Raw genomic sequence first — 10,888 nt, 5'->3', positions numbered from 1 at the left:
AAGGATTGGGGAAAATCAAGTGAGTGCGTCGTATGAGAAGGTCGTCGAGGCGCTACGGAAGTCGGTCGAAGAGGTCGGCTCGCTGAAGAAGCGGAACCGCCTGCTCGTCGACGCCTCCCGTGAGCCGGTGGCCGTGGTGGGCATGGCGTGCCGGCTGCCCGGCGGTGTGGCGGGCCCCGACGACCTGTGGCGACTCGTGCGCGACGGCCGCGACGCCGTGACGGGTTTTCCCGAGGACCGGGGCTGGGACCTGGAGGGGCTGTTCGACCCGGACCCGGACCGTGCGGGAACCTCTTACACGAACCAGGGCGGCTTCCTCCACGAAGCGGGCCTGTTCGACGCGGGCTTCTTCGGGATCTCGCCGCGTGAGGCCCTCGCCATGGACCCGCAGCAGCGGCTGCTGCTGGAGGCGTCCTGGGAGGCGTTCGAGAGCGCCGGGATCGACCCGCTCTCGCTGAAGGGCGCCGACGTCGGGGTCTTCTCCGGGGTGTTCGGCCAGGGCTACGTCGCTCCCGGCGCCAGCGTGGTCACACCGGAGCTGGAGGGCTTCGCGGGCACGGGCGGTTCCACGAGCGTGGCGTCGGGCCGGGTGTCCTACGTCTTCGGCTTCGAGGGCCCGGCGGTCACCATCGACTCGGCGTGCTCGTCCTCGCTGGTGGCGATGCACCTGGCCGCGCAGGCCCTGCGCCAGGGCGAGTGCTCCATGGCCCTCGCCGGCGGCGCCACCGTCATGGCCAACCCCGGGGCGTTCGTGGAGTTCTCCCGCCAGCGGGGCCTGGCCGACGACGGGCGCTGCAAGGCGTACGCCGACGGCGCGGACGGCACCGGCTGGGCCGAGGGCGTCGGTGTCGTCGTCCTGGAACGTCTGTCGGTGGCCCGTGAGCGCGGGCACAAGGTGCTGGCCGTGCTGCGGGGCAGCGCCGTCAACCAGGACGGCGCGTCCAACGGCCTGACCGCGCCCAACGGCCCCGCCCAGCAGCGGGTGATCCGCGGAGCACTGGCGAACGCCGGGATCGGTCCGGCGGACGTCGACGTGGTGGAGGGCCACGGCACGGGCACGGTCCTCGGTGACCCGATCGAGGCGCAGGCCCTGCTGGCGACCTACGGCAAGAACCGTGACGCCGAACGGCCGCTGTGGCTGGGTTCGTTGAAGTCGAACGTGGGTCACACGCAGGCGGCCGCGGGTGTCGCCGGTGTGATCAAGATGGTCCAGGCGCTGCGGCACGGTGTGCTGCCGGCGACGTTGCACGTGGACGCGCCGACGACGCGGGTGGACTGGTCGGCGGGTGCGGTGCAGCTGCTGACCGAGGCACGGGAGTGGCCGCGTGGGGACCGCCCGCGTCGGGCCGGCGTCTCGGCGTTCGGTGTCAGTGGCACGAACGCCCACCTGATCCTTGAGGAGGCGCCTGCCGAAAAGGAGGACACGGTCCCGGCTCCGTCCTCCGGTGGTGTGGTGCCGCTGGTGGTGTCGGCGCGGAGTGCGGTGTCACTGGCGGGGCAGGCGGGGCGGCTCGCGTCCTTCGTCGAGCAGAACGACGAGGTCGGCTTGGCGGACGTCGCCGGTGCGTTGGCCGGTGGGCGTGCGGTGCTGAGCGAGCGTGCCGTGGTCGTGGCCGGGTCCGACGCGGAGGCGCTGGCCGGTCTGCGGGCGCTTGCTGCGCGTGAGAGTGCCCCTGGTGTGGTGTCCGGCAGTTCTGGGACACCGGGCAAGGTGGTGTGGGTGTTCCCGGGTCAGGGCTCGCAGTGGGCGGGCATGGGCCGGGAGTTGATGGATGCCTCGCCGGTGTTCGCGGAGAGGATCGCCGCGTGTGCGGCGGCCCTGGAGCCGTTCATCGACTGGTCGCTCGTTGATGTGCTGCGTGGGGATGCCGACCCGGGTCTGATGGAGCGGGTCGACGTTCTCCAGCCGGCCAGTTTCGCCGTGATGGTGGGGCTGGCCGCGGTGTGGCGGTCGGTGGGCGTCGAGCCTGACGCGGTGCTCGGTCACTCTCAGGGTGAGATCGCTGCGGCTGCGGTCAGTGGTGCTTTGTCGTTGGAGGATGCGGCGCGGGTGGTGGCGCTGCGCAGTCAGGCGATCGCCGGGCAGCTCGCCGGGCGTGGTGGCATGGCTTCCGTCGCGCTGAGCGAGAGCGAGGCGGTCGGGCGGCTGGAGCGTTGGGCGGGCCGCGTGGAGGTGGCTGCCGTCAACGGGCCCTCGTCTGTGGTGATCGCCGGTGACGCCGAAGCGCTGGACGAAGCACTGGAGGCACTGGCCGCCGATGGCGTCAGGGTGCGCAGGGTCGCGGTGGACTACGCCTCCCACACCCGGCACGTGGAGGACATCCGCGAGACGCTGGCCGACACTCTCGCCGGAGTCACAGCCCAGGCTCCGTCGATCCCGTTCTACTCGACCGTCACCGGGGAGTGGATCGAGAACGAAGGTGTCCTGGACGGCGGTTACTGGTACCGCAACCTCCGAGGCCAGGTCGGCTTCGGCCCGGCGGTGGGTGAGCTGGTCCGTCAGGGCCACGGCGTTTTCGTCGAGGTCAGCGCCCATCCGGTACTCGTCCAGCCGATCACCGAGATCCTCGACGACACCGACACGACGGTCACCGGCTCGCTGCGTCGCGAGGACGGCGGCCTGCGTCGTCTGCTCACGTCGGTGGCCGAACTCTTCGTGCGCGGCGTCCCGGTCGACTGGACCGGCATCCTGCCGGCCGGCGCCGCCTCGGCGCGGCCCGACCTCCCGACGTACGCCTTCGACCACCAGCACTACTGGCTTCACGAGGTCGAGTCGGCGACGGACGCGGCGTCGCTCGGGCAGGCGGCGGCGGACCATCCGCTGCTCGGCGCGGTGGTGCGGTTGCCGCAGACCGACGGGCTGGTGTTCACCTCCCGCCTGTCGCTCAAGGCCCAGCCCTGGCTCGCCGATCACGCCGTGGGCGGTGTCGTCATCCTCCCCGGCACGGGGCTGGTGGAGCTGGCCGTGCGGGCCGGTGACGAGGCCGGGTGCGGAGCGCTGGAAGAGCTGGTGATCGAGGCGCCGTTGGTGGTGCCGGACCAGGGCGGGGTGCGGGTTCAGGTGGCCGTCGGCGCCCCGGATGCGAACGGGTCCCGCGCGGTGGAGATCTACTCGCAGCGCGAGGACGGTCCCGGCGACGAGGACGCTTGGACACGGCATGCCACCGGCACGCTCTCCGTCGCGCCGACGTCGGCGGGGGAGACGGAGGCCGACCTCACCGCCTGGCCGCCGGCCGGCGCCGAGCCCGTCGAGATCGGTGACTTCTACGGCGACCTGAGCGAGCGCGGCTACGGCTACGGCCCCGCGTTCCAGGGAGTGCGGGCCGTGTGGCGCCGCGGCGACGAGGTCTTCGCCGAGGTCGCCCTGCCCGAGGAACACCGCGCGGAGGCCGGCCGGTTCGGCATCCATCCCGCGCTGCTGGACGCCGCCCTCCAGGCCGGCACCATCGGGTCGGCGGGAGACGCCGAGGAGCCCGGGGAGCCGGTGCTGGCCTTCGCGTGGAACGGCCTGGTGCTGCACGCCGCGGGCGCCTCGGCGCTGCGCGTGCGGATCGCGCCGAACGGGCCGGACGCGCTGTCCGTGCGGGCCGCCGACGAAGCCGGTGGACCGGTGGTGACACTGGACTCGCTGGTGTCCCGGGCGGTGTCGGCAGGACAGCTGGAGACACCCGCCGACACGACCGTGGCCAACGCGCTGTTCCGCCTGGAATGGAGCGAGGTCCCCGTGCCCCCGGGCTCGGAGTTCCCCCCGTCCTGGGTGCCGGTGACCACTTCCGACGACGTGGCGGCCCTGTCCGCGAGTGCCGGAGTACCGGCGGTCGCCGTCCTGGAGGCCGTCGGTGACGGCGGAGACGATGCGGTACTGACGCTGACCTCCCGCGTCCTCGCGGTGCTACAGGCGTGGCTGACCGCGGAAGGCCTGGACGAGTCGCAGCTCGTCGTGGCGACCCGGGGCGCGGTGGCCGCCGGTGAGGCGGGCGTGGTGACCGATCCGGCCGGAGCGGCCGTATGGGGTCTGGTGCGTGCCGCGCAGTCCGAGGCGCCCGACCGGGTCGTCCTGCTCGACACCGACCCCGACGCCGAAGGCGGTGTGGACTCGGTCCTGGACTCCCTGCTGGGCCCGGTGACGGCCTGCGGTGAACCGCAGGTCGCGGCGCGTGGCACGGTCCTGGCCGTTCCGCGCCTCGCCCGCGCCGCGGACCGCGTCGTGGACGCGGCCGCGGTGTTCGCGGACGAGGGGACGGTTCTGGTTTCGGGTGCGGGTTCGCTGGGTGGTGTGGTGGCCCGGCATCTGGTCGCGCGGCACGGGGTGCGGCGTCTGGTGCTGGCCAGTCGTCGTGGTCCGGAGGCCGAGGGTGCGGCGGAGCTGGTGGCGGAGCTGGCGGGGCAGGGGGCGGCCGTGGAGGTCGTGGCCTGTGATGTGTCCGACCGCGGTCAGGTCGAGGCGCTGCTCGCCGGTCTGCCGCCGGAGTATCCGCTGCGCGGGGTCGTCCACACGGCCGGTGTCTTCGACGACGGACTGATCGGGGCACTCACCCCGGAGCGCCTCGCGGGTGTCTTCGCGCCCAAGGTGGACGCCGTACGCCACCTCGACGAGCTGACCCGCGGCCTGGCGCTCGACGCGTTCGTCGTCTTCTCGTCCGTTGCGGGCCTGTCCGGCGGTGCCGGGCAGGGCAACTACTCCGCGGCCAACGCCTTCCTCGACGGCCTCATGAGTGGCCGCAGGGCAGCGGGCCTGCCCGGTATCTCGCTGGCCTGGGGCCTGTGGGAGCAGTCCCTCGGCATGGCCGGCCACCTCAGCGCCGTGGACCAGGCGCGCGCCAGCCGCAGCGGTGTACTGGAGATATCGGCGGCCGAGGGCATGGAACTCTTCGACGCGGCCCTCGTGTCGGAGCGGTCGCTTCTCGTACCGGTCAAGCTGGACCTTCGCACCGTACGTGCCGACGCGTCGGCGGGCGCGGCCGTTCCGCACCTGCTGCGCGGACTCGTACGGGCGGGCCGGCAGCAGGCACGTGCGGCGGCCACCGCCACCGAGAGCGGCCGGCTGTCCGACCGGCTGGCCGGCCTCGCCGCCGCCGAGCAGGAAGCGCTGCTGCTCGACCTCGTACGGGCCCAGGCCGCGGTCGTGCTCGGCCACACCGAGCCCGGCGGCGTCCGGGCGGACACGGCGTTCAAGGACGCCGGATTCGACTCGCTCACATCGGTCGAGCTGCGCAACCGGCTGCGCGAGGCGACCGGTCTCAAGCTGCCCCCGACCCTCGTCTTCGACTACCCGTCCCCGCAGGCCCTCGCCCGCTACCTGAGTGAGGAGTTCGGCGAGGTCGCGGCCCCGGAACCGGAGATCCACGCGGTCGTCGCGGCCGACACGAACGATCCCGTCGCCATCGTCGGCATGGCCTGCCGGCTGCCCGGCGGGGTGTCCTCGCCGGAGCAGCTCTGGAGGCTGGTGGCGGACGGCGTCGACGCCATCTCCGATTTCCCCGAGGACCGGGGCTGGGACCTGGAGGGCCTGTTCGACCCGGACCCGGACCACGCCGGTACGAGCTACACCAGCCAGGGTGGCTTCCTGACCGGGGCGGGCCTGTTCGACGCGGGCTTCTTCGGCATCTCGCCGCGTGAGGCGCTGGCCATGGACCCGCAGCAGCGGCTGCTCCTGGAAACCTCCTGGGAGGCGCTGGAAGGAGCGGGCATCGACCCGACCTCGCTGAAGGGCACGGACGTCGGCGTCTTCTCCGGCGTCTCCGGCCAGGGCTACGGAACCGGTGTGCTCGCACCCGAGGTGGAGGGCTTCGCCGGAACCGGCCTCGCGTCGAGTGTGGCGTCGGGCCGGGTGTCGTACGTCTTCGGCTTCGAGGGCCCCGCGGTGTCGGTGGACACGGCGTGCTCGTCGTCGCTGGTGGCGATGCACCTGGCCGCGCAGGCGCTGCGCCAGGGCGAGTGCTCGATGGCGCTGGCCGGCGGCGCCATGGTGATGGCGACACCCGCCACCTTCATGGCCTTCTCCCGCCAGCGCGGCCTGGCCGACGACGGACGCTGCAAGGCGTTCGCCGAGGGTGCCGACGGCATGGGCCTGTCGGAAGGCGTCGGGGTCGTCCTCCTGGAGCGCCTGTCGGTGGCCCGCGAGCGCGGGCACGAGGTCCTCGCGGTCCTGCGGGCCAGCGCGGTGAACCAGGACGGCGCGTCCAACGGTCTTACGGCGCCGAACGGTCCCTCGCAGCAGCGGGTGATCCGGCGGGCCCTGGCCGGCGCGGGGCTTTCCACCGCCGACGTGGACGTGGTGGAGGGGCACGGCACCGGTACGGCGCTCGGCGACCCGATCGAGGCACAGGCGCTGCTGGCGACCTACGGCAAGGACCGCGACGCCGACCGCCCGCTGTGGCTCGGTTCGCTGAAGTCGAACATCGGCCACGCACAGGCGGCCGCCGGTGTCGCCAGCGTCATCAAGATGGTGCAGTCGCTGCGGCACGGCGTCATGCCGCCCACCCTGCACGCCCAGCGGCCGTCGGACCAGGTGGACTGGTCGGCGGGTGCGGTGGAGTTGCTGACGGAGGCGCGGGAGTGGCCGCGTGGGGAGCGTCCGCGTCGGGCGGGTGTCTCGTCCTTCGGGGTGAGCGGTACGAACGCGCACCTGATTCTGGAGGAGGCGCCTGCCGAGGAGGAGGGCGCGGCCTCGGCTCCCTCTTCCGGTGGTGTGGTGCCGCTGGTTCTGTCGGCGCGGAGTGCGGGGTCGCTGTCGGAGCAGGCGGAGCGGCTTGCGGCCGTGGTCGGTTCCGATGGTGTGCCGCTGGAGTCCGTGGCCGGGTCACTGGTGACGCGGCGGGCTCTCTTGGGTGAGCGCGCGGTGGTCGTGGCCGACTCGGGTGAGGAGGCAGTGGCCGGTCTGCGGGCGCTTGCCGCGGGTGAGAGTGCCCCTGGTGTGGTGTCCGGCAGCTCGGGAGCGCCGGGCCGGGTGGTGTGGGTGTTCCCGGGTCAGGGCTCGCAGTGGGCGGGCATGGGCCGGGAACTCCTCGACGCCTCACCGGTGTTCGCCGAGCGGATCACCGAGTGCGCGGCGGCCCTGGAGCCGTTCATCGACTGGTCGCTTGTCGACGTACTGCGTGGTGATGCCGACCCGGGTCTGATGGAGCGGGTCGACGTTCTTCAGCCGGCGAGTTTCGCCGTGATGGTGGGGCTGGCGGCGGTCTGGTCGTCGGTGGGTGTGCTGCCGGACGCGGTGCTCGGTCATTCGCAGGGTGAGATCGCGGCGGCGTGTGTGTCGGGTGCTCTGTCGTTGGAAGATGCGGCGCGGGTCGTGGCGCTGCGCAGTCAGGCCATTGCCGGGCAGCTCGCCGGGCGTGGTGGCATGGCCTCGGTCGCGCTGAGTGAGAGCGAGGCGGCCGGGCGGTTGAAGCGCTGGCCGGACCGGGTTGAGGTGGCTGCCGTCAACGGGCCGTCTTCCGTGGTGATCGCGGGTGACGCCGAGGCGCTGGACGAGGCCCTGGAGGTGCTGGCTGCCGACGGGATCCGGGTACGGCGGGTGGCGGTGGACTACGCCTCCCACACCCGGCATGTCGAGGACATCCGCGAGACGCTGGCAGAGACGCTCGCCGGCGTTACGGCCAAGGCCCCGATGGTTCCGTTCTTCTCGACCGTGACGGGGGAGTGGGTCGAGGCCGAGGGTGTCTTGGACGGCGGTTACTGGTACCGCAACCTCCGCGGTCAGGTCGGCTTCGGCCCCGCGGTGGGTGAGCTGGTCCGTCAGGGCCACGGTGTCTTCGTCGAGGTCAGCGCGCACCCGGTGCTGGTCCAGCCGATCACCGAGATCCTCGACGACACCGACACGACGGGCACCGGCACCACGGTCACCGGTTCCCTGCGCCGCGAGGACGGCGGCCTGCGCCGTCTGCTGGCCTCGATGGCCGAACTCTTCGTGCGCGGCGTGCCGGTCGACTGGTCCGGCATCCTGCCCGAGGGGGCCACGTCGGCCCGCGTCCAGCTGCCCACGTACGCCTTCGACCACGAGTACTACTGGCTCGACACGTCGCAGCCGGTGACCGATGCGGCGTCGTTGGGGCAGGCGGCTGCTGACCATCCGCTGCTCGGTGCGGTGGTGCGGTTGCCGCAGACCGACGGGCTGGTGTTCACCTCCCGCCTGTCGCTCAAGACCCACCCCTGGCTCGGCGATCACGTGGTCGGCGGCCTGGTGCTCCTGCCCGGCACGGGACTGGTCGAACTGGCGGTCCGGGCCGGTGACGAGGCCGGCTGCGGGGTGCTCGAAGAGCTGGTGACCGAGGCGCCGTTGGTGGTGCCGAAGCACGGCGGAGTGCGCGTGCAGGTCGCCGTGGGAGGTCCGAACGAGAACGGGTCCCGCACCGTCGAGGTGTTCTCCCAGAGCGAGGACGCGCTCGGGGAAGGCGACACGTGGACACGGCACGCCACCGGCATGCTGGCCGCCGGGCCCCAGCCGGGCGACGGTGCCCCCGGGTTCGACTTCGCGGTGTGGCCGCCGGCCGACGCCCGGCAGGTGGCGGTGGACACCGGTGAACTGTACGAAGGCCTGCTGGAGCGCGGCTACGCGTACGGCCCGGTCTTCCAGGGGGTGCGTGCCGTGTGGCGGCGCGGCGAGGAACTCTTCGCCGAGGTGGCGCTGCCCGACGACGAGCGTGACAGGTCGGGCGACTTCGGCATCCACCCCGCGCTGCTCGACGCCGCCCTCCAGGCCGGGACCTTCGCCGTCGCGGCGGACACGGAGCAGGAGGAGGCCGGGCAACCGGTGATGCCGTTCGCGTGGAACGGACTCGTGCTGCACGCCGCGGGTGCCTCGGCACTGCGGGTGCGGGTCGCCCCGAACGGGCCGGACGCGCTGTCCGTGCAGGCCGCCGACGACGCGGGTGGCCCGGTGCTGACGATGGACTCGCTGGTCATGCGGGCGGTGGCCATCGAGCAGCTGGGCGCCACGGCGACGGAGGAGAGCCGCGAGTCGCTCTTCGAGGTGCGGTGGACCGAACTGCCCCCGGCCCAGGAGACGCAGCCCGCGCCGCCGTGGCTGCCGGTGGCGACCGCCGACGACATCGCCGCCCTGACCACCGGTGGCGGGACCCCGGCGCTCGCGGTCCTGGAAGCCGTCGGTGGCGACGGTGACGATGCCGTACTGACGCTGACCTCCCGCGTCCTGGAGGTGGTGCAGGCGTGGCTGAGCGCGTCCGGCGCCGAGGAGTCGCGCCTCGTGGTGGCGACCCGGGGCGCGGTGGCCGCCGGTGAGGCGGGCGCGGTGACCGACCCGGCCGGAGCGGCCGTGTGGGGCCTGGTGCGTGCCGCCCAGTCCGAGAACCCGGACCGCGTCGTCCTGCTCGACACCGACCCCGACGCCGAAGGCGGCCTGGAGCCGGTGCTGGACTCGGTCCTCGCGGCGGTCACGGCCGGCGGTGAACCGCAGGTCGCCGTGCGCGGTACCGCCCTGTCCGTGCCGCGCCTCGCCCGCGCCGGCGTTCCGGACGCGGACGGGTCCGTGGTGTTCCGGCCGCAGGGGACCGTCCTGGTCTCGGGCGGCGGATCGCTGGGCGCGCTGGCGGCCCGGCACCTGGTCACCCGGCACGGCGTGCGGCACCTGGTCCTGGCGAGCCGCCGGGGCCCGGACGCCGAGGGCGCCGGGGAACTGGTGGCCGAACTCGCCGAGCACGGGGCGGCGGTCTCCGTCGTGGCCTGCGACATGTCCGACCGGGCACAGGTCGAGGCCCTGCTCGCGCAGGTACCCGAGGAGCACCCCCTGCGGGGTGTGGTGCACACGGCCGGTGTCTTCGATCCCGGGGTCATCGGAGCACTCACCTCGGAACGGCTGGCCAAGGTGTTCGCGCCCAAGGTGGACGCCGTACGGCACCTGGACGAGCTGACCCGGCCGCTGGCCCTGGACGCCTTCGTCGCCTACTCCTCCGCCTCCTCCGTCTTCATGGGCGCCGGCAGCGGCGGATACGCGGCGGCCAACGCCTTCCTGGACGGGCTGATGTCCCACCGCCGCGCGGCGGGCCTGCCCGGGCTCTCCCTCGCCTGGGGACCCTGGGAGCAGGTCACCGGCATGGCCGGCAACATCGACGACCTCACCAGGACCCGGATGAGCCGGCGCGAAGGGCGCGGCGGAGTCATGGCGCTCCGCTCCGCCGAGGGCATGGAGCTGTTCGACGCCGCGCTCCGGTCGGAGCAGGCACTGCTCGTACCGGCCGGCATCGACCTGCGGGCCGTACGTGCCGACGCGGCGGGGGGCGGCGGAGTGCCGCACCTGCTCCGCGGGCTGGTCCGCACGGGCCGGCAGTCGGCGCGGGCGGCGGCCTCCGCCGGCGGCGACCGCGGGCGGCTGGCCGACCGGCTGGTGGGACTGTCCGCCGCGAAGCAGGAGTCTCTGCTGCTCGGGGTGGTCTGCGCGCAGGCCGCGGTCGTGCTCGGGCACAGCGGACCGGAGAACGTCCGCGTGGAAATGGCGTTCAACGAAGCCGGGTTCGACTCGCTCACATCGGTGGAGCTGCGCAACCGGCTGCGTGAGGCGACCGGCCTCAAGCTGCCCGCCACGCTGGTCTTCGACCACCCGACCCCGCTGGCGCTCGCCCGCTACCTGCGGACCGAACTCGCCGTCGACGAGGCGTCCCCCGCCGACGCGGTCCTCGCCGGCCTCGCCGGTCTGGAGGCGGCCATCGAGTCCGCGGGAGGCGACGAAGCCGCCCGAGAGCGGATCACCGTGCGCCTGCTGGAGCTGCTGCGGACGGCCGAGACGGCCGGCGGCCCCGGCGACGGCGCGGGCGGCGCGGACGCGTCCGACGAGGACCTCGACACCGCCAGCGACGAGGAGCTGTTCGCGCTCGTCGACCAGCTCGACTGACGCGAACCGCGACGCACGGGACACACAAGACATGCGAGACAG

The 10,888-nt window shown here is 73.4% G+C and carries 1 protein-coding gene; it reads left to right on the top strand.

Annotated elements, in window-relative coordinates:
* Positions 1–4: 4 nt before the first annotated feature.
* Complete coding sequence (locus ACZ67M_RS34335) at positions 5–10,846, top strand: type I polyketide synthase (RefSeq protein WP_469854103.1); 10,842 nt, start codon at positions 5–7, stop codon at positions 10,844–10,846.
* Positions 10,847–10,888 lie beyond the last annotated feature (42 nt).

The organism is Streptomyces sp. NPDC107500 (assembly GCF_055582785.1).
The sequence above is the reverse complement of the archived record's forward strand: the minus strand, read 5'-3'. Positions and strand labels throughout refer to the sequence as shown.